Here is a 22,456-nt window from a genome sequence, read left to right as displayed (position 1 = left end):
GCTGAAATTTGATCCGGCACACGTCTCCCCACCTCCTCCTGAGCTAAGCTGTAATGGCTAAAGGTCTGCCATCATTGGTATTTTTGCCAAGGAGGAGGAGAACATGGTCAAGTACCGAAAGATCCTGGTCGTTATCAACCCGGAAGAAGAGCGGCAAATTGCCCTCGAACGTGCGGTCAAGGTGGCTGAGCTGGATGAAGGCGCTCAACTGACCCTGTTGCTCACCATTTACGACTTCTCGTACGAGATGACCGCCATGCTGTCGGTGGACGAACGGGAAGAGATGCGCCACGGCGTGATCGCCCAGCGCCGTGAATGGCTCGACGATATTCTGAAACCCTACCGTGCCAAGGGACTGGACTGCGAGATCAAGGTGGTCTGGCACAATCGGCCCTTCGAATGCGTCATTCAGGAAGTGCTGGAAAACCGCCACGATCTGGTGGTCAAGGCAACTCACCATCACTCGTTTCTGCAAACCTTCATCTTCACCCCGACCGACTGGCACCTGCTGCGCAAGTGTCCCTGCCCCGTCCTGCTGGTCAAGGAGGGTCATTGGCAACGGGGCGGCAACATCATAGCCGCCATCAATTGTTCCAGCGACGACCAGGATCAGAAGCTGCTGAACGAGCGGATCACGGAAGAAGGGATTGCCATCGCCGAGCTGCTCGGTTCCAACCTCTACCTGGTCAACACCTATCCCGGCACCCCGGTCAACGTGGCCATCGAGCTGCCGGAGTTTGATCCCAACGCCTACAACGATGCCATTCGCAAACACCATGAGGGCCTGCTGCTGAGCCATGCCGACAAATTTGGCATCAGTCATCTGTGGACCCGGGTGGCGGAAGGCCTGCCGGAAGAGGTGCTGCCCGATCTGGCCGAAGACCTGCAAGCCACCCTGATGATCATGGGCTGCGTCGGTCGCACCGGCCTCTCCGCCGCCCTGCTCGGCAATACCGCCGAACACGTGGTGGACAGACTCGCCTGCGACATGCTGATCCTCAAACCCGCCGATTACAGCTGCCCGGTAGACAGCCGGCGCAGTCAATCATAAGACGGCTTTCATCCTGGCATCTTGCCCTCCCCCGGGACATGGCTATAATAACGCGCTTATTTGTGTCCCGGGTTTTACGAGCATGCTAGAAGAGCTGAACGCCAAAGATAAATACAGTTTCAACAAACTGCAGAAGCGCCTGCGGCGCAACGTAGGTCAGGCCATCGCCGACTTCAACATGATTGAAGAGGGCGACAAGATCATGGTGTGCCTGTCCGGTGGCAAGGACAGCTTCGCCATGCTCGACATCCTGATGAGCCTGAAGGCAAGCGCCCCCATCCATTTCGATCTGGTGGCCGTCAACCTGGATCAGAAGCAACCCGGTTTCCCCGAGCACGTGCTGCCGGAATACCTGGCCACCCTGGGAGTCGACTTCAAGATCGTCGAGGAAGACACCTACTCCATCGTCAAGGACAAGGTACCGGAAGGCAAGACCACCTGCGCCCTCTGCTCCCGTCTGCGCCGTGGCATTCTCTATCGCACCGCCCAGGAGCTGGGCTGCACCAAGATTGCCCTCGGTCATCACAGGGACGACATACTCGAGACCCTGTTCCTCAACATGTTCTACGGTGGCAAGCTCAAATCCATGCCGCCCAAGCTGGTGAGCGACGATGGCAAGAACGTGGTGATCCGCCCGCTGGCCTACTGCAAGGAGAAAGACCTGGTGCGCTATGCCGAGGTCAAGGCCTTCCCCATCATCCCGTGCAACCTGTGCGGTTCGCAGGAGAACCTGCAGCGTCAGGCCATCAAGCAGATGATGCAGGATTGGGATCGCCGCTTCCCGGGTCGTATCGAGACCATGTTCACCGCCATTCAGGACGTGATCCCGAGCCACCTGCTCGATCACAAGTTGTTTGACTTCAAGAGCATCAACCGCGACTCCGGCATCATAGATGGCGGTGACAAGGCATTTGATCCGCCTGAACTGCCCAAGGCGCCGCTGCTGGACATCGACGAGATGGACATGCTGGATGTGATTGAAGTGCGCTAAGCACGATAGACACAAGTCCACAGCAACAAAAAAGGAGCGCCAGGCGCTCCTTTTTTTATCTCACTGGCAAGCGGCTGGCTCACTCCTTGTGCAGCCAGGGGGTCAGTCGCAGTATCTCCCCCTGCAGTTGCAACTTGCCCACGGCGAAATCCGCCAGCTGGGCGTTGCTCAGCAGCAGTTGCCCTCCCTGCCAGGAGAGAGGTTGCTGGCGGGCACCATCGACCAGATAGGCGGTGCCCGTCGGTTGTACCAGGGTCACCCGCACGCCCGCCATCTCGGGCAGGAAATACTTGCCGACCATGCCGGCCAGCTTGCTCAGCAGGGCCTGCATATCCTGCTGACGCCCGGCCACATCGGCCACCTTGAGATCCCACTGGCTGCCTGACACCGGCTGCACATCGGCCATCACCTGCACCGACAGATCGCAGGCCGTGTGCGCTTCGGTCAAGCCCACCACCACGGTCGCCTTGTCCAGATTGAGATCATCGTCGTAGGGCAGCCGCAGTTCGCTGTCTACCGTCACCTCGGCGGCCACGTCCCGATCCAGGGTTGAGACCCGGGCTGAGGTGAGCAGGCAGCGCTGGCCATTTTGCTGATCGGTCAGGTAAAACCCCAGCCTGGCGTGACCGAACTCCCCCTTGGCGAAGGTCTTCATCTGGCTGTAGAAGGTACTGTACTGCAGATCCAGTGAAGGCTGCGCCAAGCCCAGGGTAGGCAACAGCAGCAAGCCTGCCGCCACGCCATGTCGAGTCCTCTTCATATGCCGTCCTTTTGCATCGCGCACTCGTCATGCGCTGAAATATGCCTGCGCCATCGTCTGGCCTCAGACTCGCTATGCGGTGAAATGTGCCTGTGCCATCACCTGACATCACCTGACATCACGCTAGCTATGCGCTGAAATGCGCCTGCGCCAGGCGTCTGGCTGCAAGCTTGTTATGCGTTGAAATGATTTGGGCCTTCGCTCACTTCCGTCACTTCGACCGCGACCCCGCACAGATCCCGATAGAGGATCCCCTTGCAGTTGAAGTAGAGAGGGGCCACCCAGACAAGGCCCAATCCCATGGGGATCAGCGCCAGGAAAAACAGCGCCAGCATGACGCCGTGCAGCAGCACTATGCTGGGCCAGCCGCGGGCAAACAGCTTGAGCGATACCAGAATGGCTTGCACCGGCGACAATCCGCGCTCCAGTACCAGCGGCACCGAGAACACCAGTCCCATGCCGATCAATGCAGACGGGATGAAGGCCAGCACCACCGGCAGTCCCACCAGTTCAAACAGGGGGCCGAACAGACTGGTGAGCATGCTGCCCAGCAGACTCAGGCTGCCGAGACGCAGGAAGTGGCGAAAGAAATCGAATACCTGGCTCGGGCGGGCACGCACACCGACCGACTGCTGCAATCCCAGCATGTCGAGGGACGAGGTCATTGGCGACATCATGATGGTAATAAGCAGGCTCAGTACCAGGGCTATGTCCATTCCCCCCTCCTGATTGAGGTAGGGGGCCAGCAGGGTATTGCTCAGCAATATCCAGATGGCCGTGACACCGACGATGGCCAGCAACAGGCCGAAACCGGTGCGCCGCGTCTGTTGCCAACTCTCCTGCAATACCCCCTTGAGGTCGAGACGATATCCCTGACTCAGGGATTGTTCGAGGGAACCACCGATCCGCATTTTATTACTCAATTGACTATCCAACATCAGAAAAACCACTATTCAGGGAGCACATTATAGCGATTTGACCCGGCATGCGTAGCCGTTTTTCCCCTTATCTGCTGACCAAAAAGTCTTTGATTTCATAAGGGCCCGTCATCGCAGTCGACGCCGCGTCCGTCCGGAACAGATTATCCACGCCAGGATCTTGCCCCCATCCGCATCCGCCGTCGGGCGTCCCCGTGGGGCTGATCTCCCTGCCTTGGCCCGCCGCGGCGATGGGCGTAGGATGCCAGAAGCCGTCACCCGTTTCTGCTCGCCGCCACCTCCCCCATCCGGATTGCCCGGTGGCGACTGCTTCACAAGGAGAATTGCATGTCTGATCTGACCCTGTATCTCGCCCCCGGCACCTGTGCCATGGCTGTGCACATAGCCCTGACCGAAGCCAAGGCCCACCATAGCATCAAGGTGCTCGACCTGGCGGCCGGGGAGCAGCGCTCCGCCGCCTACCTCGCCATCAATCCCAAAGGCCGGGTGCCGGCTCTCGTCACCGAGCGCGGCGTGCTGACCGAAACCCCGGCCTTGCTGCTCTATGTGGCGCAGCGCTTCCCTAACGCCCGGCTTGCACCGCTGGACGATCCCTTCCTGCTGGCCCGCATGCAGGAGGTGAACAGCTTCCTCGCCTCCACAGTTCACGTCTCCCATGCCCACGGTCGCCGTGGCAGCCGCTGGGCCGATGACGAGCAGGCCATCGCCGCCATGAAGGCCAAGGTGCCGCAGAACATGCGCGATGGCTTTGCCGAGATTGAACGCCACTATCTGGTCGGCCCCTGGGTGCTGGGAGAGAGTTTCAGCCTGGCCGACATCTATCTGTTCGTAGTGGCGAGCTGGCTCAAGAGCGATGGCGTGGTCATCGGCGAGTTCCCCAGGGTAGCGGCCCACTATCAACAGATGCTGGCACGCTCCGGCGTGCAGCAAGCCCTCGCCCTCTAGCCCGGTATCTGCGGGTGCCAGTGCTCTGTCTGGCACCCTTTTCCCCCTCTCCATCCCCCGCATTGAGATCGTTTTCACATTTCTGCCATCTCACTGTGGATCGCGCGGACCTTAGGGCCTATCTTTCCCACATGACGCAACCGGTTGCGTAACCGGTTGCCTAGATGAACATCAGATATGCGGACGCGAGTCTGCCGAGGTGCTGTATGAAACGAGGCAAGCTGCTCAATGCTCCCCTGAGTGCCCTGGTGGCACGGATGGGTCACACCGACGAGATCACCGTCTGCGACGCGGGCCTGCCCATTGCGGCGGGGCCGGAGCGCATCGATCTGGCGCTGATGGCGGGCACCCCCAGCCTTGCAACCGTGCTGACCGCCCTGCTCACCGATCTGGTGGTGGAGAAGGTGATCATGGCAAGTGAGATCAAGCAGATCAGCCCAGCCGCCCATCAGGCGCTGGTGGATCAGCTGGAGGCGCACGCCGCAGCCCAAGGCAAGCCCATCACCATCGAGTACTGCCTGCACGAAGCATTCAAGACCCGCTCCCGCCAGAGCAAGGCGATCGTGCGCAGCGGCGAGGTCACCCCCTACGCCAACATTATTCTCTGCGCCGGTGTGGCGTTTTAAGCCTCTTCAAGGAAGCTGCAAATGAGCACAACCTCCTCCTCGCCCATTCTGGAGCTCACCGGGATCGTCAAGACCTTCCCCGGTGTACGCGCCCTCGATGAGGCTGGCCTCAAGGTCTACCCGGGCCAGGTGATGGCCCTGCTCGGCGAAAATGGCGCCGGCAAGTCCACCCTGATGAAGGTGCTGACCGGCATCTATCAGGCCGATGCGGGCAGCGTCAGCTATCGCGGCCAGCCGGTCCATTTCAAGGGCCCCCGCGACTCCCAGGATCAGGGGATCAGCATCATTCACCAGGAGCTGAACCTGCTGCCTGAGCTGTCGATTGCCGCCAATATCTTCCTCGGCCGCGAACCGCGTACCCGTTTTGGCAGCATAGACCACCGCCAGCTGCGCGAGCGCGCCAGCGGCCTCCTGGCCCGCCTCGGCGTCAAGCACGGGCCGGATACAAGGCTTGGGGATCTCTCCATTGGCGAACAGCAGATGGTGGAGATCGCCAAGGCGCTGTCGTTCGATGCCAGCGTCATCATCATGGATGAACCCACGGATGCGCTGACCGACACCGAGACCGAGCAGCTGTTTGTGGTGATCCGCGAGCTGCGCCAGCAGGGCTGCGGCATTGTCTACATCTCCCACCGTCTCAAGGAGATCTTCCAGATCTGCGACCGGGTTACCGTGCTGCGCGATGGCAAGTGGATCGGCGAGAAGGCGGTGAACGAGCTCGATGAAGACAGGATCATCGAGATGATGGTGGGTCGGCGGCTGGAGGAGCAGTATCCCCGTCTGCAACGAGAGCTCGGCCCCGTCAGCCTGCAAGTCAAAGATCTGGCCGGCCCCGGCGTGCGCGGGGTGAGCTTCTCCCTGCGTCAGGGGGAAATTCTGGGCTTCAGCGGCCTGATGGGTTCCGGCCGTACCGAGCTGATGAAGCTTATCTACGGCGCCAGCCCCATCAGCGCAGGTGCGGTCGATGTCGATGGCAAGGTCATGGTGCCGCGCAGCCCCGCCGATGGGCTGGCTGCCGGCATCGCCTACATCTCCGAGGATCGCAAGGGCGATGGCCTGGTGCTGGAGCTGTCGGTGCGCGAAAACATGAGTCTGTGCGCCCTCGGCGAGTTCATCCGCCACGGCAAGATCGACGGCAAGGCCGAACGTCAGGCGGTGAGCGACTATGTGCGCCTGTTCAACATCAAGACGCCGAGTCAGGATCAGCTGATAAAACTGCTCTCCGGCGGCAACCAGCAGAAAGTCGCCATCGCCAAGGGACTGCTGACCCGGCCCAAGGTGTTGATCCTGGATGAGCCGACCCGCGGCGTCGACGTGGGGGCCAAGAAGGAGATCTACCAGCTCATCAACCAGTTCAAGAAGGAGGGGATGAGCATCATCCTGGTCTCCTCCGAGATGCCGGAAGTGCTCGGCATGAGCGATCGCATCATGGTGATGCACGAAGGGCGCATCAGCGCAGAATTCATGTCCGCAGACGCCAATCAGGAGAAACTGATGGCGGCGGCAGTCGGTAAACAGTGGCAATCAGAGCAAGAGGCCTCCCAATGACAACCCAAACCCTTCCCCGCCGCGGCATCATGAGCAAGGCCTGGTGGATCGAGAACAAATCCCTGGTCGCCCTCCTGGTGCTGATCGGCGTGGTCTCGGCCTTAAGCCCCAACTTCTTCACCGCCGACAACCTGCTCAACATACTGCGCCAGACCTCGGTCAACGCCATCATGGCGGTCGGCATGACGCTGGTCATCCTCACCGCCGGCATCGATCTCTCGGTCGGCTCCGTGCTGGCCCTGTGCGGCGCCCTGGCGGCAACCATGGTGGCCATGGAGCTGCCCATCTGGCTGGTGGTGCCCCTCACTCTGGGAGCCGGTGCCCTGCTTGGCGGCGTCAGCGGTCTCATCATCGCCAAGGGCAAGGTACAGGCCTTCATCGCCACCCTGGTCACCATGACGGCCCTGCGCGGTGTGACCATGGTCTATACCGAGGGGCGTCCCATCTCCACCGGTTTCAGTGACGGCGCCGATCACTTCGCCTGGCTGGGTACCGGCTACCTGCTCGGCCTGCCTGTGCCCATCTGGCTGATGGCCATCGTCTTCCTGCTGGCCTGGTTCATGCTCAACCACACTCGCCTCGGCCGTTATATCTACGCCCTGGGCGGCAACGAGTCGGCCACCCGCCTCTCCGGCATCAATGTGGCCAGGGTGAAGCTGGCGGTGTATGGTCTGTGCGGCATGCTGTCGGCACTGGCCGGGCTCATCGTCACCTCCCGCCTCTCCTCGGCCCAGCCGACCGCCGGCATGGGGTACGAGCTGGATGCCATCGCCGCCGTGGTGCTGGGGGGGACCAGCCTGATGGGGGGCAAGGGTCGCATCATGGGAACCCTGATCGGGGCTCTCATCATCGGCTTCCTCAACAACGCCCTCAACCTGCTCGACGTCTCGTCCTATTACCAGATGATCGCCAAGGCCAGCGTGATCTTGCTCGCCGTGATGATCGATAACAAAAGCAAGTAAGCACACACAAGGAATGAAATGATGAAAAAGCTCAATACCCTGCTCGCTGCCGCCATCATGTCCGTGCTGGGCACCGCCCAGGCCGCCGATCACACTCTGGCCATGGTGGTCTCCACCCTCAACAACCCCTTCTTCGTCACCATGAAAGAGGGGGCCGAAGCCAAGGCCAAGGAGCTTGGCTACGAGCTGGTGGTGCTGGACTCCCAGAATGACCCGGCCAAGGAGCTCTCCAACATGGAAGATCTCACCGTGCGCAAGGTCAATGCCATCCTGATCAACCCGACCGACTCCGAGGCCGTGGGCAACGCCATCCGCCTGGCCAACAAGGCCAACATCCCAGTGCTGACGCTGGACCGCGGTGCGGCCCAGGGTGACGTCAAGGCCCACATCGCCTCCGACAACGTGGCCGGCGGCAAGCTGGCCGGTGACTTCATCACCCAGAAACTGGGGGCCGGTGCCAAGGTCATTCAGCTGGAAGGGATCGCCGGTACCTCGGCCGCCCGCGACCGTGGCGAAGGTTTCGCCCTGGCCGTGGCCGCCAACAAGCTGGAAGTGCTGGCCTCCCAGCCCGCCGACTTTGACCGCACCAAGGGTCTGAACGTCATGGAGAACCTGCTGGCCGCCCACCCGACCGTACAGGCCGTGTTCGCCCAGAACGACGAGATGGCGCTGGGTGCCATCCGCGCCGTGCAAGCCGCCGGCAAAGAGGTGATGATCGTCGGTTTCGACGGCACTGACGATGGCAAGGCCGCCGTGGCCAAGGGTAAACTGGCCGCCACCGTGGCCCAGCAGCCGGCGCTGATCGGTGCCATCGGCGTGGAAACCGCCGACAAGGTGCTCAAGGGCCAGCCGGTGGAAAAATCCATCCCGGTCCCGCTGCAAGTGGTCAGCAAGTAAGCCGACGGGGGGAGGCGTGCCTCCCCCTTTACCTCCTGTCTTCGATTAACCGTGCCGCTTGGCTTGGGCCCACTCAAGCCAAGATGTTCCAAATCAAGGGTGATAAGAATGAATCGTCTCGTTGTTCTGGGCAGTGTCAATGCAGACCATGTGCTGCGCGTCCCCCACTTTCCTCGCCCCGGTGAAACCCTGACCGGCCACAGCTATCAAGTCGTCCCCGGTGGCAAGGGGGCCAATCAGGCGGTCGCCGCCGCGCGCCTCGGCGCTCCCGTCGCCTTTATCGCCCGCATCGGCGATGACGCCATCGGCCAGCAGATGCGCCAGGGCTTTGCCCAGGACGGCATAGACGTCAGCGCGGTGGAGCTAGACGAGCAGCTTCCCACCGGCATCGCCATCATCTATGTGAGCGACGAGGGGGAGAACAGCATAGGCATCTCCGCCGAAGCCAATGGCGCCCTCTCCCCCGCCATGGTCAAGCGCCATGAGACCCTGATTGCCGACGCCCACACCCTGCTGTTGCAGCTGGAAGTGCCGCTCAAGAGCGTGTTTGAAGCCGCCAGACTGGCTCGTGCCCACGGCACCCGGGTGGTGCTCAATCCGGCGCCCGCCCAGCCGCTCTCTAGCGAACTGCTGGCGCTGGTGGATCTCATCACCCCCAACCAGACCGAGGCCGAGCTGCTGACCGGCGTCAAGGTGACCGACGAGGCCAGCGCGGCTCAGGCGGCGGCCCGCTTCCACCAGATGGGGATCAGCGATGTGATGATCACCCTGGGCTCCCAAGGGGTCTATTGCAGCAACGCCCGGCAGCAACAACTGATCCCGGGCTTTCGGGTCGAGGCGGTGGACACCACGGCCGCAGGCGACACCTTCAACGGCGCCCTGCTGGCCGCCGAGCTGGCCGGCGCCGATTTCAAGGCCGCGGTGCGCTTTGCCCACGGCGCGGCTGCGCTCTCTGTCACCAAGTTCGGCGCCCAGAGCTCGATCCCGAGCAAGCAGGAGGTCGAGGCCTTCCTGCTCGCCCAGACTGCGCAGGGGCACTGATGGCCAATATCAAGGAGGTGGCGGCGCGGGCCCAGGTCTCTACCACCACAGTTTCCCACGTCATCAACGAGACCCGCTTCGTGGCCGAGGAGACCCGGGAGCGGGTCTTCGCCGCCATGCGCGATCTCAACTATGCCCCCAGCCTGGTGGCCCGCAGCCTCAAGGTGAAGGAGACCAACAGCATCGGCATGCTGGTCACCACCTCCAGCAACCCTTTCTTCGCCGAGGTGGTGCGCGGGGTGGAGCGCTACTGCTTCGAGCAGGGCTACAACCTGATGCTGGGCAACACCGAGGGGCAGGCCGAAACCGCCCTCTCCTACCTCAAGATGATGCTGCGCAAGCGGGTCGACGGCCTGCTTATCATGTGCAGCGAGGGGCAGCAGGAGGTGTTCAACCAGCTCGACTGGCTCAAGAGCCTGCCGGTGGTGGTGATGGACTGGGGCATGGAGAGCAAGGACGTGGATCTCATCGCCGACAACTCCCATCGCGGCGGTTACCTGGCCACCCGCCACCTGCTGACGCTGGGTCATACCGACATAGGCTGCATCACGGGCCCCCACAGCCGTGCCCCCGCCAATCAGCGCCAGTCCGGCTTCGAGCAGGCGATGCAGGAAGCGGGGCTGACCATCAATCCGGCCTGGATCCAGGAGGGCGACTTTGACTGCGCCAGTGGTTTCAGTGCCATGCAGCGGCTGCTGGTCCAACCCAAACGACCGAGCGCCCTCTTCATCTTCAACGACATGATGGCCATGGGGGCCATCAGCGCCGCCCATCAGGCGGGCTTGAACATACCGCAGGATCTCTCCATCGTCGGCTATGACAATGTGGCGCTGGCGCAATACCTGTCACCGCCGCTCACCACCATCAATCAGCCCAAGGAGGAGCTGGGTCGCCTCGCCGTCACCCGGCTGCTGGCGCGGATCAACGGGGTGGCGGTGGATAATCACCTGATCACGGTCGATCCTGACTTGGTGATCAGACAATCCTGCGCCCCCTTCCCTACCCCCTGATTTTCTAAACGCATCATGCAAAAAGGGCGACCCCTGGGTCGCCCTTTTTATCGCAGCCAGTCAGGCCTGCTGTCGCTCAGCCTGCGCAACCTGGGCCAGGCGTATCACGCCCAGTCGCTGTGCCAGCGGCGCCAGCAGACCGGCGTGAGCCGACGCCACCGGCAGCCAATAACGCAGTGGCCAGCCCGCCGCCAGCAAGTCCGGCGTACTGCTGCCAATCTCGCGGAGCGCCAGGGTACAGGCGCACTGGTTCAGCTTGGCCAGCAGGGCGGCATCCTGCTGCAGGCTTGGCAGCAGCAGTATGGGTTCGACATGGGCCAGCGCGGGCAGATAGGCCAGCACATGGGCCAGCTGAGCCTGATGCGTGAGCGCGATCAGTAGCGGCTGCGGATCACCGCCGGCAGGCTGATCATGCTCTTGCAGCAGCCGTGCGATCACGGGCCCCAGTATGCCGCCCTCCTGCAACCAGCCCATCTCGCAGGGCGTCAGCGTCTCCTGCCAGCGCAGTGACAAACCTGTCACCGCGGCGCCGCTCTCGCTGCCGAACCGCTGGGTATCGATCACCAGAGGGGAAGGCGCCACGTTTGCCAGCCAGTCCCGCAACTGGTGCAGCTGGCGCTGGGTCAGTTGCAACTGCAGCTGCATCCCGGGCTCGAACCAGGCGAGATCCCCATCGGCATCGCGCTTGGCCTGATTGAGAGCCAAAATGGCCTGATCCAGCAGCCGCTTGGGATCTGGTTCCTCCTGCACCTGGGCAACCCCCAGCCGACACGCCAGCTCGAAACTGCTCTCCCGGGTCACGAACTCGAAATGGAGCAGGCTCATCAACGCCTGGATCTGCGCCGCCATGCTCTGCCGCCCGGCGGTCAGGATCACCGCAAACTCATCCCCACCCAACCGGTAGGCATGACCGCCATGGGCGTGCTGCAGTTTGTCGGCTACCGTTTGCAGCAATCTGTCTCCCACCTGATAGCCGAGCAGATCGTTGACCTGTTTGAAGCGCTTCAGATCGAGCACCACCAGCGCCAGGGCATGGGAAGAGTCCAGCGAGCGTGCCAACTGTTCCTGCAAGGCGCGGCGATTGCCGAGCCGGGTCAGGGGATCGAGCAGGGAGAGGCGCCGGTTCTGCAAGTTGGCACGAATGAGGGCAAACACCAGCACACCACCGGTCACCAGCAGGATCAGTTGCCAGATCTGCAGCCAGAACAGGCTGCTGCGGATCTGGTTGACCGAGGCTTCCCGCTCCTGGCCGGAGAGGATCTGATCGCCAATCTGCTCAATCTGGCGGGTCTGCTCGGCAATCTGGCTCTGCAGTTGTTCGAGCTCGGCCCCTTCTCGCAGTTGCCCGGCCTGTATCTGGGGTTCGAGCCGCTTTATCTGTTCGAACAGCCCGGCCAACGCCTTGCCCAGCCCGTGACGCTCGCGCGCCTCGGCGGTTTCACTGCTGATGAGGAAGATATCCAGCCGGTTCCACAACAGATCGTAATTGAGGCTCAGGGTCTCCATCTCCAGTTGCCCGGCCCGATAGAGACGCAACTCATAGAGGAAACGCTGGGACTCCAGCATCACCTGGCTGATGTTCCAGTGGATGTTGCGATAGAAGGTATCGACCAGCTGCTCCTGGCGGTGTTGCAGATAGAGCCCGCAACCCGAGGAGAACAGAAACAGCAAGGTGATCGAGACCAGCAGCAGGTTATGGCGCTGACGACCCATCAGTCGATGATCTCGATGCGGGTCACCTGCCAGACCATGCAGTTATGAATGGGGGGAATGTCCAGCTTGGGGTGGCTGGAAAACGGGATCAGCAGCCAGAGCGGCCCCTTGTTGCGCCGGGTCAGCGGCTTGTCATCCTCGTGGCGCACCAGGGTCAGGGGCACACCGTCAAACAGGGCAAGATCCACCACCTGCTGATAGCCGTTGAGGGCCGAGACGGCAATCTTGCTGGCACTCAGAATTCCCTGCGCCGCAAGTACGGCCGCCAGGGTCGAACCACGATAATGGTGAGAGCCCTGAGTCCAGGGCGTGGTGGTGGTGAACTCGGTTTGTGGCAGGGCGGCCAGCGCCGCATCATCGAGCGTGAGCTGCTTGCCGTTGGGCAGCACCAGCGTCATCAGGGGGGGAGATGCCAATGTGCTGGCGCTGGCCAGCATCAGGAGGAAAAAAGCGATCCATTGCTTCACTGTGGTCATGATGATTTGCGCCAACTGCGTCCCATATTTGGGTTGCCAGTGTGGCGATTTCACCAGGTCATTGCAACTGTGGCATGGCACGGTTGCTCAGGATCCGCGCATCTCCATCCAGTTGTGACCGTCTATCTGTTTGGGTTGATGCACACCGCAACGTTGCAGCAACTCGTCAACGAAGGCGGGCACCAGCAGGGAGGCAGGCCCGTACCGTTTCTCGTCAAACTGGCTGCCCACCTCGCTCGGTTCCAGATTGAGCTCTATGGTATGGGCACCGTTCAACCCGGCCTCATGCACGAAACCGGCGGCGGGATAGACGGCACCCGAGGTACCGATGGAGATGAAGAGGTCACACTGGGCCAGTGCGCCGTAGATGCGATCCAGCCCCAGCGGCATCTCGCCAAACCAGACTACATGTGGGCGCAATGGCTGGGGAAACTGGCAGCAGGAGCAGAGCTCATCCTGATGCAGATCGCCGCGCCACTCGATCACCTGGCCCGACTCGGGACAGCGGGCCTTGAGCAGCTCCCCGTGCATGTGGATGAGGTTCTTGCTGCCCGCACACTCGTGCAGGTTGTCGATATTCTGGGTCACCAGGGTGACTGTGCCCGGCAGCAGGCGTTCGAGGCGAGCCAGCGCATAGTGGGCCGGGTTGGGGTGGATCTGCGGTTGTTGCAGCTGATGGCGGCGCGAGTTGTAGAAGCCTTGCACCAGGGCGGGATCCCGCGCGTACCCTTCCGGGGTCGCCACATCCTCCACCCTGTGCTCTTCCCACAGACCGTCGCAGGCCCGGAAGGTCTTGATGCCGGATTCGGCAGAGATCCCGGCGCCGGTAAGGATGACGATGTGTTTAGCTGACTGCACCATGATGGATTCCCTCTGTCCGCATACAAGGCTGACCTTAGCACAGGGTGAAAAACAGGCCTATTCGCCCTTGGTCTTATGAGGATACCCCCGTCACAGGGTATCGAGCACGCTCAGATCAAGCCGGACAAACACCAGCTCCCGCCCCGTCACCAGGGTGAGCGGCAACCCCAGCCCGCGCAGGAGTGCCAGCATGGGGCGATTCTGGGCCAGCACCTCGGCCGTCCACTCGCGGATGCCTTCGGCGCGCGCCAGCAGCGCCAGTGCCAGCAGGATACGCCGCCCCGCCCCCCTGTGCTGAAAGTGATCCGCCACCAGGCAGGAGAACTCGGCCCGATCCGGGTGCAGCCGCCGCCGGATGGACTGGGCCTGGGCCAGCGGCCGCCCCAGACCATCTGTGAGCAGCAAGCCTATCTGGGATGCTCTGGGGTAATCGAGAAAGAAGGCGAGCTGATCGGCGGTGGGGGACTGCTTGGCCCGCATGAAGCGCAAGTAAATGCTCTGCTCGCTCAACGCCTCATAAGCCGCCTTGATAGATTCGGGATCGGCCCCCGCCAGCTCTTGCAGCCGGCAGGGGACGCCCCCCACTTCCATCATCAGCGGCAAGGATGCCCGCGAGGTGGGGTGCAGCCAGCCGGCCAGGCTGCGGCGCAAGCGCGCCTCGTCGGGAGGCCAGCAGAGATAGCGAGGCACGGGTTACCAGCGCCCCGTCATGCCGCGATCGCGCCACAACTCGTTATCGAGCAGGTTGAAGGGATCATCCAGATAGAGGGCGATGCCAAGCTCCCTGGCCCGGTTGATGAAGCGCCCCAGCAGGGAGTCCGGCGTCATGGCCTCCAGCCCGGGCAGCAGGCTCTGCCCCAGCAGCAGGTGCTGCAAGGGCATCCGCTCCAGCAGATCGAATGGCATGTGCTGATCGCTGTCGAGCAGCAAGGCGAGCCTGGCGCCGGCCAGACTGGCCTGCAACACCAGGGCAAACCGCTCCGCCTGACTGAGCAGGTGGTCGCGACGGTGAATGACCAGGGTCAGCTCGCCGGCGTCTCGCCCCTGCCTGCCCAACCACTCCCGCACCAGCTCCCAGCGTGGTGGCAAGCCGGTCACCGCCAGCCAGACGGGCAGCCTGGAGGGGGGATCCGAGATAAGCCCCAGCAGCCCCTTCTCCTCCCCCTGCCAGGTACGAATGGTGCGGCGCTGGCCACTGAGCCGCTGTTGCCGCTGGGGCCCCAGATAAAGCACCTTGAGCAAGCGCAGCAGATCGTCGGTCAACAGGGGCTTGGCCAGGGCTGCCACCACGTTGAAACCGGCGTCATGCAGCAGGCGCCGGGCACCGTCTATCAGGGTCTGATCGTGCGCCGACAGCAATATGATGGGCAGGCCGCTCTGCTGGTACTGGGGCTGGCTCATCAACAAGCTGATGGCATCCTGCTCCACCAGACTGAGATCGCTGATGAGCAGTGTGACCTTCCCCTCAGCCAGCGCCTGGATACAGGCATTGCCATCCTGCACCCATTGACAGGAGAGCCCCAATCCCTGGATCTCCTGCTGAATGTGGGCCCCCTGAAAAGGGTGGTCCTCCAGCAACAAGATCCGCATCCCGGCCAGCCAGTGTTGCCACTGCTGGTAACGGCCATGCACACCAGACAGCCAGTCATCCGAGAGCCGATAGATGCCCTCCCCCTGCGCCATCAGTTGCGGCAGATAGTCGGCGCCAGCGTGCGAGGCCGGATCAAACAGGGCAATGGCACCGGCGGCAAACAACCCCTCCCAGTGCCAGCAGGCATCGGGCCTGGTGCGGCGCAGGGTCGCAAATTCGGGCAGGCTGACCGCCTGGGCCGCCCGATAGGCGACCCCATCCAGCGCATAGATGGTCACGGGATGGAAGAAACGCTCTTGCGTCTCTGCCGGATCCAGCAACGCCAATAACTCTTCATCTGTGATGATCATGTCAGACTCTCTCACCCAATCGCCGGCACACTTCATCCAGAGCGTGCCGCAGCGGGGATATCAGGGGTTGCCGTGGATCCCGTTGCCACTGCTCGATCACCTGGATAAGCGGGGTGGCCCCCACCATTTTGGCGGCCCCCTTCACCTTGTGTAAAGCCGCATCGAGCGCCATCTCATCCCCTTGTGTGATGCAGTGCTCAATGTCGGCCAGATCCTGGCGAGTGGCCTCCAGATAGAGGGTGACAAGCTCAGCGCTCAGCAGCGGCAGCATCTGGTCCAGCCATTCCGGCGCCAGGCTCTCCTCTGGTGCCTTGGGCTGCGAGGTGAGTGTGTCAGCTGAGGTCGGCAGGCTGCGCAGCAAGTTGGCCAGATCCTTAAGCAGCAGGGGCTTGTCCAGATGTCCCCGGCAACCGCAGCTGGCCAGTCGCTGCGCCGCCTGCTCGCTGAGATCGGCGGTGATCACGTAGGCCGGCAGATGCTGCCAGCGCGCCGAATCACGCAACTGCTGACACAGCTGGGCTCCATCCATCACCGGCATCTGCAGATCGGTCAACACCAGATCCACCGTCTCGTGCTGCAAGATGTCGAGCGCCAGCTGGCCATTGGCCGCACTCAGTACCTGGGCCCCCAGCTGGGTCAGTTGCATGCTGATCAACACCCGATTCACCTCGTGATCTTCGACCAGCAGCACCCGCATCCCCTGTCCCGGCAGGCTCATCGCCTCCTCGGCAGAGGACACCAGCCTGGGCTGCAACAGGCTGACCACAGCGCCTGGCACCCAGGGCTCGCCCTGCCAGTCCCAGTAACGCAGGCCCTGTTCATCTTCGGCGGCGCGCAGCAGGGGACCGGCGGGATCCTCGTTCAGGCCAAGCTCGCCAAGCCAGGGCATGAGATAGGCACGCTCCGTATCGTTCAACTGGATGTTGACGCTGGTCACTCTCGGTTGCCAGCGCGGCGCCTCGTGCAGCAGCACCAACGGCAAGGTGCAGGTGAAGCGGCTGCCCCCGAGGGGACGCGGCTCGACCCGGATCTCGCCGCCCATCTGCTCCATCAGCTGACGGCTGATGGCCAGCCCCAGTCCTGTGCCCTGAGCCCTAGGCTGGCCCTCCTCTCCTCCCTGCTCGAAGGGCAGGAACAGGCGAGGCAGCAGATCGCTACTGATGCCGGGCCCTTCATCATCCACACCGCACAGCAGGCGGTTACCTTCACGACGGGCCCACAACACCACCTCACCGACGGGGCTGAACTTGATGGCGTTGGCGAGCAGGTTATGCAGCACCTGCTGCACCCTGTGGGGATCCAGCTCCACCTGTGCGGGCAGGCGATGATCGATATCCAGCCGCAGTTGCAACCGCTTGGAACGGGCCTTGGACCAGTGCACCGCCGCCACATGCTCGCACAAATCCACCAGATCGGTCGGCTGGGGGGAGAGCGCCAACTGCCGGTTCTCGTTGCGACTGAAATCGAGCACATCGTTGAGCAGGCCGAGCAGCTCGTCCCCCGCCTGTCTGACATGGGAGAGCGCAGAGCGCTGCTCCGCCGACAGTGGGGTGTGATCGAGCCACTCCAGCAGCCCCAGTATGGCATTCATGGGGGTACGGATCTCGTGGCTCACCGCCGCGAGAAAGCGCCCCTTGGCCAGCACGGCCTGCTCGGCCCGCTCATGGGAAGCCTGCAAGGCATGCTCCTGCTCGACTCGGGCGGTCACATCCTGCACCACACCGTAAACGCGCCACCCCCCTTCCGGCTGGCTGCGACCCCGACCATAGAACTGCAGCCACCGCGTCCCCTTGTCCGGGTGGGCATAGCGCAGCGCGTAGGAGAAGGGCTGCCCCGCCTGCAACATGGCCAGCATGGGCATCCGCATCTCACGTCTGTCCTGATGCAGCAGCCGGCTGAGTGCGCTGTCGGGATCGCGGCGGATCTGCTGGCTGGCCAGCCCCAGCAGCTCGTAACTGCCGCGGCTGATGAACTCGACCTGCGCTGTACCGCCCTGCTGCAGGATGAACTGAATGACGACCCCGGGCACCGTATTGGTGAGGGCACGCAGGCGACGCTCGGCCTGGCGCAGCAAGCGGGTGCGCTCGCGCAGGGCGCTGATATCGGACAGCGCGATCAGATCCCCGGCCTGTGTCTGCTTGCCCAGTTGCAGCGGGATCTGGGCGTAGGAGAACACCTGATCTCCGAGGGACAAGGTTCCTTCCGCACCCTGCACCTGGGACGATGGCAGGCTGAGCTCGGCCAGATAACGGGCCTCCAGCCGTTTGGCCTGCTTGTTGCGCTTGATGATCTCCCCCTGATTGTCCCGCAGGAAGACAGGCACCGGCAGCGCCTGGAACAGAGACTCCCTGAACTGGCTCTCCAGCGCCAGTGTCTGCTCCATCTCCTGACGCTGACTCACCTCCCGCGCCAGCTGCTGGCGGGAGCGCCAGATCAGCCAGATGACGCCGGCGCTGATCAGCAGCGCCAGCAATACGGATCCCAGCCAGATACCGTAACTGACGCCGGCCTGCTGGGTCAGCACCAGCTGTCGCCAGCGCTGGTTGAGTTCATCGTTCTGCCTGCCGGTGAGGGTCATCAGGCTCTGTTCCATCACCCCCGCCAGTCTGGGGCTACGGGAGCCTATGGCAAAGCCGAGCCCGAAGCGAATCGGCAACTCCTTGATGTCCAGGCCATCGAGCCGGTTGTTGCGCAGCGGATACTGCAGCTGATACAACTCGGCCAGCATGGCATCGGCCTTGCCTGCCTGCACCTGTGCAAGGCCCGACTCAAGCGTCTCGCTCTTGCGCCACCCATGCTGGCCGAAACGTGCCAGCATGTCGGGGTCATAGAGGCTGGCGGGCACCACCACCTCCCCTTTGAGCGCCTCCAGCCGATCGAACGAGTGGGACTTGCGGCTGACCAGGGCGTAACGACTCACGACCATGATGCGGGTGAAGTCGAACTCTCGGGTCAGGGCCGGGGTCTCCAGCAGGCCTGCCATCATGTCCGCCTCGCCACTGCGCAGCTTGGCCAGTGCCTCCTCCCTGTCCCGGGCGGGCACCACATGGAAGTTCAGTCCGGTCTGCAGGCTCACCCGGCGCAGCACATCGGCACTCCAGCCCTTGAGCTGCCCCTTGCCGTCGATGCCGCTATAGGGCATAAGCGCAGGATCCACCACCAGCTTGATGGTGCGGGAGGTACCGACCAGCCAGGCCTGCTCCTCATCGGTGAAGTGCAGCGGGTTGATGTCCTGCTCTCCCTGTTCCAGATAGCGATCCAGATCCTTGTAGAGGCTGCCGGGGGGCATGTAGCGGATCGCCGTATCGATCAACTCCCTGAGCTCGGGCTTGTCCCGCATCATAATGCGGTAGCTGATCACCAGTTCATCGCTGCGCAGCCGGCGCAGCCGCAACCCCTCATCCGGGTATTCGCGCATCAGGTAACGCAGTTGCAGGTAATCACCGAGATAGGCTGTCCCCTTGCCGGCCACCAAAGCCGCATACCAGTTGTCGGCATCGGTCAGGACAAGCTGGGTCGCATGGGGGTAGAGCGACTTGAGCGCCTCGCTCGCCTGCCAGACGGGCGCCACCAGAAAGGTGGCGCGTTCCAGCTCGCCGCGATAGAGGATGGCGGATTCGGCCTCCAGCAGGGCGCGGCTCAGGGCCATGCCCGGCAATGCCTGCAGTGAGGGGCCGACATAGGGGATGAGATCGCAGCGCCCTGCCAGCAGCCCCTGCTGCACTGCGGACCAGTTTGGCAATTTTTCGTGCAGCAGTGGCACCGGCAGTTGCTCGGCCAGCCGCTCCAGCTGATCGATCAGCAAGCCCCCCGACTCTTCGAGATAGGGCGGCCGGATCAGGGCCGGATAGCAGATGGTCAGCGGTTTGAGCGCGTCGGCATAAGCCTGGGCAGCTGGCGACAGAGGCAGGGTCATGGCCTGCACCGGCATGGCCAGCAACAGTGTGAGTAAAAGGCGGGTTTTTATCATGCAAAAGTAAAAGCCAGGCGGCTGCCTGGCTTTTTGTCACTCGTTGGGTTCAACATTTTCTACCCTGGCCTTGAGTTTCTGGCCAGGCCGGAAGGTCACCACCCGACGGGCGCTGATAGGAATATCTTCGCCCGTCTTGGGATTACGTCCAGGACGCTGATTCTTCTCACGAAGGTCAAAGTTACCGAAGCCTGAAATCTTGACTTGTTCACCACGCTCAAGCGCCTGTCTGATTTCCTCAAAGAAGGCTTCCACCATATCTTTGGCTTCACGCTTGCTCATCCCCAGCTGGGTGAACAGGTGCTCTGCAATGTCGGCTTTGGTAAGCGCCATAGATCAATCCCTCAAGGATGCATTCAACTCTTCACCAAGGGCCCGCACGACATTGTCTACGGTCTCGGCAATCTCTTTCTCCTCCAGAGTGCGCTGGGTGTCTTGCAATACAAGACTGATGGCCAGGCTCTTCTTGTCCTCTGCCATACCAGCACCCTGGTATACGTCAAACAAGTTTATTCCAACTACCTGATTTCCGCCAACTTTTTTAATTACTGCGAGGACATCGCCAGCCAGAACCGCAACGTCGACCACCACGGCAATGTCACGACGGTTGGCAGGGAAGCGAGAAACCTCGGCTGCAACCGGCACCTTGGCAGGGGTCAGCTTGTCCAGCTCCAGTTCAAACATGACGGCGCGGCTCTTGAGACCCAGCTTCTTCTCGAGGCTCGGGTGGATCACGCCGATGTGGCCGATGACCACGCCGTTGCGCAAAATGGCTGCGCTCTGGCCCGGGTGCAGGGCACTGTGCTCGGTACGCTCGAAGCTGAAGCTGGCCCCTTCGGCGGTCAGATCCAGTACTGCTTCCAGATCCCCTTTCAAATCAAAGAAGTCGCTACCGCGGTTCTTGATGTCCCAGTGCTCATCGCTCTGGTTGCCGGTGATGATGCCGGCCAGCATGGGCTCCTGACGGATGCCGTTTTCGGCACTCTCGTCCTTGATGAAACGCAGGCCCTGCTCGAACAGACGCACCCGCGCCTGCTGACGGTTCTGGTTGTAGACCACAGCCTGTACCAGGCCAGGGAACAGCGACACCCGCATGGCGGACATCTCGACCGAAATCGGGTTCGGCAGCACGATGGCGTCGCTCTGCGGATAGAGCAGTTGCTGCGCTTTGGGATCGACGAAGCTGTAGGTGATCGCTTCCTGGAAGCCGCGATCAACCAGCAGGTCGCGCACCCGCTTGAGGGTCACCTGCCCTTCCGCCTGCTCAACCATGGCCAGAGAGGCGGCGGGTTTCAGGTTCGGGATGTTGTTGTAGCCGTAGATGCGGGCCACTTCCTCGATGAGGTCTTCCTCGATGGCGATGTCGAAACGCCAGGAGGGCGCCAGCGCGGTCCAGCCGTCAGCATCCACAGTGACCTGCATGCCGAGGCGGGTCAGGATCTCGACCACCTGGGCATCGCCTACGCTGATGCCGATCACCTTGTCGAGCTTGGTGCGACGCAGTTTGATGGGGGCAGCCTTGGGCAGATGGGCATCGGATTTGACCTCGATGACCGGACCCGCTTCGCCGCCGCAGATATCCAGCAGCAGACGGGTGGCTCTGTCCATCACCTTGGCTTGCAGCTCGGGATCGACCCCGCGCTCGAATCGGTGGGAGGAGTCGGTGTGCAGACCATAGGCACGGGCACGACCCGTGATGGAGAGCGGTGCAAAGAAGGCGCACTCCAACAGGATGTCTGTGGTGGACTCGGACACGCCGGTGCGATCGCCACCGAAGATACCGGCCATGCAGGCAGGACCTTTGGCATCGGCGATGACGAGCGTGGTCTCTTTGAGCTTCACTTCGTTGCCGTCGAGCAGGGTCATGGGCTCATCGGCCTTGGCACGGCGCACCACCAGTTCCCCTTCCAGCTTGGCCAGGTCGAAGGCGTGCATCGGCTGACCGTATTCCAGCAGCAGGAAGTTGGTGATGTCGACGATGGCGTCGATGGAGCGAATACCGCCACGGCGCAGCTTCTCCTGCATCCAGAGCGGGCTCATGGCTTGCAGGTTCAGCCCCTTGATGACGCGGCCCAGATAACGGGGGCAGTCGGCGCTTGCCTCGACCCGGATCGGGAAGGTCGCGTCTATGGTGGCAGCGGCAGGCGTCCAGCTCGGCTCGACCACGTCGACGCTGTTGAGCACGCCGATCTCGCGGGCAAGCCCTGCGATCCCGAGGCAATCGGCCCGGTTCGGGGTCAGATCCACGTCGATCGCCACGTCATTGAGATTGAGGTAGTCGCGAATGTCAGTGCCGATGGGGGCATCGGCCGGCAGCTCTATGATGCCGTCCGCTTCCACCTCGATACCCAGCTCGCTGAAGGAGCAGAGCATGCCGTGAGATGGTTGGCCACGCAGCTTGGCTTTCTTGATGGTGAAATCACCCGGCAGGGTCGCCCCTACTTTGGCCACGCACACTTTCAGGCCCTGGCGGCAGTTCGGCGCGCCACAGACGATGTCCAGCAGCTCGGCCTCGCCCACGTTGACCTTGGTCACTCGCAGCTTGTCGGCGTCCGGATGCTGGGCGCACTCGACCACTTCACCGACCACCACGTTGTTGAACTGGCCAGCCACCGCTTCCACGGCGTCCACTTCCAGACCGGCCATGGTGATCTGCTCGGCCAGTGCGTTGTCACTCAACTCGGTGCGGACCCACTCCATCACCCAGGATTTACTGAATTTCATGT

19 protein-coding genes are annotated in these 22,456 nt (G+C 62.5%); 9 read left to right on the top strand and 10 right to left on the bottom strand.

The window, feature by feature from the left end:
- Positions 1–103 precede the first annotated feature (103 nt).
- Positions 104–1,051, top strand: coding sequence for a universal stress protein UspE (gene uspE, locus IU367_RS10810; RefSeq protein ID WP_043135363.1), 948 nt, complete (start codon positions 104–106; stop codon positions 1,049–1,051).
- Positions 1,052–1,133: 82 nt separating this feature from the next.
- The gene (gene ttcA, locus IU367_RS10805; RefSeq protein WP_042037821.1) at positions 1,134–2,042 is read left to right on the top strand and encodes a tRNA 2-thiocytidine(32) synthetase TtcA; all 909 of its coding nucleotides are present in this window, start codon (positions 1,134–1,136) and stop codon (positions 2,040–2,042) included.
- A gap of 79 nt (positions 2,043–2,121) precedes the next feature.
- Here ttcA and IU367_RS10800 read toward each other — a convergent pair whose 3' ends face one another.
- Both IU367_RS10800 and IU367_RS10795 read right to left on the bottom strand, forming a co-directional pair.
- The gene (locus IU367_RS10800; protein WP_274454298.1) at positions 2,122–2,802 is read right to left on the bottom strand and encodes a DUF2987 domain-containing protein; all 681 of its coding nucleotides are present in this window, start codon (positions 2,800–2,802) and stop codon (positions 2,122–2,124) included.
- A 173-nt stretch (positions 2,803–2,975) separates the two neighbouring features.
- A complete protein-coding gene (locus IU367_RS10795; RefSeq protein WP_052159041.1) occupies positions 2,976–3,713 on the bottom strand; it encodes a DUF2189 domain-containing protein in 738 nt (245 codons plus the stop codon).
- A 354-nt stretch (positions 3,714–4,067) separates the two neighbouring features.
- Here IU367_RS10795 and IU367_RS10790 point away from each other — a divergent pair, with 354 nt between their 5' ends.
- The 7 genes from IU367_RS10790 (at position 4,068) to IU367_RS10760 (ending at position 10,769) form a co-directional block, all read left to right on the top strand.
- Positions 4,068–4,685 carry a glutathione S-transferase family protein gene (locus IU367_RS10790; protein WP_274454297.1) on the top strand — a complete coding sequence of 206 codons (618 nt, stop codon included), beginning with the start codon at positions 4,068–4,070 and terminating at the stop codon, positions 4,683–4,685.
- Between the two features lie 206 nt (positions 4,686–4,891).
- Positions 4,892–5,311 carry a D-ribose pyranase gene (gene rbsD / locus IU367_RS10785; protein ID WP_274454296.1) on the top strand — a complete coding sequence of 140 codons (420 nt, stop codon included), beginning with the start codon at positions 4,892–4,894 and terminating at the stop codon, positions 5,309–5,311.
- A gap of 21 nt (positions 5,312–5,332) precedes the next feature.
- Positions 5,333–6,859, top strand: a complete 1,527-nt coding sequence (gene rbsA / locus IU367_RS10780; RefSeq protein ID WP_274454295.1) for a ribose ABC transporter ATP-binding protein RbsA — start codon at positions 5,333–5,335, stop codon at positions 6,857–6,859.
- Entirely contained in the window at positions 6,856–7,821 is a 966-nt protein-coding gene (rbsC, locus tag IU367_RS10775) for a ribose ABC transporter permease (protein ID WP_043555793.1), read from the top strand. Before rbsA ends, rbsC begins: the two co-directional genes overlap by 4 nt.
- Before the next feature lie 21 nt (positions 7,822–7,842).
- On the top strand, positions 7,843–8,718 hold the full coding sequence (rbsB, locus tag IU367_RS10770; protein WP_043555794.1) for a ribose ABC transporter substrate-binding protein RbsB: 876 nt from the start codon (positions 7,843–7,845) through the stop codon (positions 8,716–8,718).
- A 108-nt stretch (positions 8,719–8,826) separates the two neighbouring features.
- The gene (gene rbsK, locus IU367_RS10765) at positions 8,827–9,759 is read left to right on the top strand and encodes a ribokinase (protein ID WP_274454294.1); all 933 of its coding nucleotides are present in this window, start codon (positions 8,827–8,829) and stop codon (positions 9,757–9,759) included.
- Complete coding sequence (locus tag IU367_RS10760; protein ID WP_098984020.1) at positions 9,759–10,769, top strand: substrate-binding domain-containing protein; 1,011 nt, start codon at positions 9,759–9,761, stop codon at positions 10,767–10,769. The genes rbsK and IU367_RS10760 overlap by 1 nt, the downstream gene beginning before the upstream one ends.
- A 60-nt stretch (positions 10,770–10,829) precedes the next feature.
- On the opposite strand, the gene IU367_RS10755 is transcribed toward IU367_RS10760, so the two are convergent.
- The 8 genes from IU367_RS10755 to pheT all read right to left on the bottom strand — a co-directional run bounded on the left by IU367_RS10755 (position 10,830) and on the right by pheT (position 22,454).
- Entirely contained in the window at positions 10,830–12,482 is a 1,653-nt protein-coding gene (locus tag IU367_RS10755) for a GGDEF domain-containing protein (RefSeq protein WP_274454292.1), read from the bottom strand.
- Positions 12,482–12,958 carry a putative pterin-binding protein gene (locus IU367_RS10750; protein ID WP_274454291.1) on the bottom strand — a complete coding sequence of 159 codons (477 nt, stop codon included), beginning with the start codon at positions 12,956–12,958 and terminating at the stop codon, positions 12,482–12,484. The genes IU367_RS10755 and IU367_RS10750 overlap by 1 nt, the downstream gene beginning before the upstream one ends.
- An 87-nt stretch (positions 12,959–13,045) precedes the next feature.
- Positions 13,046–13,819: a Sir2 family NAD+-dependent deacetylase gene (gene cobB, locus IU367_RS10745; RefSeq protein ID WP_043135373.1), complete on the bottom strand. Its 774-nt coding sequence runs from the start codon at positions 13,817–13,819 to the stop codon at positions 13,046–13,048.
- Between the two features lie 90 nt (positions 13,820–13,909).
- Complete coding sequence (locus IU367_RS10740) at positions 13,910–14,509, bottom strand: GNAT family N-acetyltransferase (RefSeq protein WP_274454290.1); 600 nt, start codon at positions 14,507–14,509, stop codon at positions 13,910–13,912.
- Positions 14,510–14,512: 3 nt separating this feature from the next.
- Complete coding sequence (locus IU367_RS10735) at positions 14,513–15,760, bottom strand: response regulator (protein WP_274454289.1); 1,248 nt, start codon at positions 15,758–15,760, stop codon at positions 14,513–14,515.
- A gap of 1 nt (position 15,761) precedes the next feature.
- The gene (locus IU367_RS10730; protein WP_274454287.1) at positions 15,762–19,730 is read right to left on the bottom strand and encodes an ATP-binding protein; all 3,969 of its coding nucleotides are present in this window, start codon (positions 19,728–19,730) and stop codon (positions 15,762–15,764) included.
- A 36-nt stretch (positions 19,731–19,766) separates the two neighbouring features.
- On the bottom strand, positions 19,767–20,063 hold the full coding sequence (ihfA, locus tag IU367_RS10725; RefSeq protein ID WP_005300715.1) for an integration host factor subunit alpha: 297 nt from the start codon (positions 20,061–20,063) through the stop codon (positions 19,767–19,769).
- A 3-nt stretch (positions 20,064–20,066) separates the two neighbouring features.
- A complete protein-coding gene (pheT, locus tag IU367_RS10720) occupies positions 20,067–22,454 on the bottom strand; it encodes a phenylalanine--tRNA ligase subunit beta (protein ID WP_274454286.1) in 2,388 nt (795 codons plus the stop codon).
- Positions 22,455–22,456: the final 2 nt, after the last annotated feature.

The organism is Aeromonas bestiarum, from assembly GCF_028751155.1.
GTDB classification, from domain to species: domain Bacteria; phylum Pseudomonadota; class Gammaproteobacteria; order Enterobacterales; family Aeromonadaceae; genus Aeromonas; species Aeromonas bestiarum.
This window is presented reverse-complemented; position numbering and strand designations above follow the sequence as displayed.

What these genes read in the sequence shown, in the direction of transcription:
- uspE (WP_043135363.1), top strand. Translation starts at nt 104, where the DNA reads ATGGTCAAGTACCGAAAGATCCTGGTCGTTATCAACCCGGAAGAAGAG.
- ttcA (WP_042037821.1), top strand. Translation starts at nt 1,134, where the DNA reads ATGCTAGAAGAGCTGAACGCCAAAGATAAATACAGTTTCAACAAACTG.
- IU367_RS10800 (WP_274454298.1), bottom strand. Translation starts at nt 2,802, where the DNA reads ATGAAGAGGACTCGACATGGCGTGGCGGCAGGCTTGCTGCTGTTGCCT.
- IU367_RS10795 (WP_052159041.1), bottom strand. Translation starts at nt 3,713, where the DNA reads ATGCGGATCGGTGGTTCCCTCGAACAATCCCTGAGTCAGGGATATCGT.
- IU367_RS10790 (WP_274454297.1), top strand. Translation starts at nt 4,068, where the DNA reads ATGTCTGATCTGACCCTGTATCTCGCCCCCGGCACCTGTGCCATGGCT.
- rbsD (WP_274454296.1), top strand. Translation starts at nt 4,892, where the DNA reads ATGAAACGAGGCAAGCTGCTCAATGCTCCCCTGAGTGCCCTGGTGGCA.
- rbsA (WP_274454295.1), top strand. Translation starts at nt 5,333, where the DNA reads ATGAGCACAACCTCCTCCTCGCCCATTCTGGAGCTCACCGGGATCGTC.
- rbsC (WP_043555793.1), top strand. Translation starts at nt 6,856, where the DNA reads ATGACAACCCAAACCCTTCCCCGCCGCGGCATCATGAGCAAGGCCTGG.
- rbsB (WP_043555794.1), top strand. Translation starts at nt 7,843, where the DNA reads ATGAAAAAGCTCAATACCCTGCTCGCTGCCGCCATCATGTCCGTGCTG.
- rbsK (WP_274454294.1), top strand. Translation starts at nt 8,827, where the DNA reads ATGAATCGTCTCGTTGTTCTGGGCAGTGTCAATGCAGACCATGTGCTG.
- IU367_RS10760 (WP_098984020.1), top strand. Translation starts at nt 9,759, where the DNA reads ATGGCCAATATCAAGGAGGTGGCGGCGCGGGCCCAGGTCTCTACCACC.
- IU367_RS10755 (WP_274454292.1), bottom strand. Translation starts at nt 12,482, where the DNA reads ATGGGTCGTCAGCGCCATAACCTGCTGCTGGTCTCGATCACCTTGCTG.
- IU367_RS10750 (WP_274454291.1), bottom strand. Translation starts at nt 12,958, where the DNA reads ATGACCACAGTGAAGCAATGGATCGCTTTTTTCCTCCTGATGCTGGCC.
- cobB (WP_043135373.1), bottom strand. Translation starts at nt 13,819, where the DNA reads ATGGTGCAGTCAGCTAAACACATCGTCATCCTTACCGGCGCCGGGATC.
- IU367_RS10735 (WP_274454289.1), bottom strand. Translation starts at nt 15,760, where the DNA reads ATGATCATCACAGATGAAGAGTTATTGGCGTTGCTGGATCCGGCAGAG.
- IU367_RS10730 (WP_274454287.1), bottom strand. Translation starts at nt 19,730, where the DNA reads ATGATAAAAACCCGCCTTTTACTCACACTGTTGCTGGCCATGCCGGTG.
- ihfA (WP_005300715.1), bottom strand. Translation starts at nt 20,063, where the DNA reads ATGGCGCTTACCAAAGCCGACATTGCAGAGCACCTGTTCACCCAGCTG.
- pheT (WP_274454286.1), bottom strand. Translation starts at nt 22,454, where the DNA reads ATGAAATTCAGTAAATCCTGGGTGATGGAGTGGGTCCGCACCGAGTTG.